Origin of the sequence: Bacillus sp. SIMBA_005 (assembly GCF_046535585.1) — a bacterium.
GTDB classification, from domain to species: domain Bacteria; phylum Bacillota; class Bacilli; order Bacillales; family Bacillaceae; genus Bacillus; species Bacillus pumilus.
On the sequence record NZ_JAWRWI010000954.1, the window covers coordinates 1 to 246 of the forward strand.

1 pseudogene is annotated in these 246 nt (G+C 41.1%); it reads right to left on the minus strand.

From position 1 onward, the window contains the following. Positions 1-246: pseudogene (ldcB, locus tag SB660_RS22925) on the minus strand (LD-carboxypeptidase LdcB); the annotation flags it as partial.

A 246-nucleotide genomic window follows, 5' to 3' on the forward strand; every position in this document is an offset into this window, starting at 1 on the left:
GTATATTTTCTGGATTTTGAATGGTTTCCAGACCATCGACTTTTTTAATATCATTGAAATACTGGCTTTCCAATGAAAACTCACTGTTTTGAGTGTTTGATTTTTTGCTGTCAGCTGTTTTTTGTTCTGTTTGCTTTGTTTCTGCTGTGGTTTTCGTATCCTTTTGAGCATCTCCGTTCGACATGCTGCAGCCGGCTCCGACTATTGCCGTTACACTCAGAGCGGCAGCCAGTGAGAACCATTTAC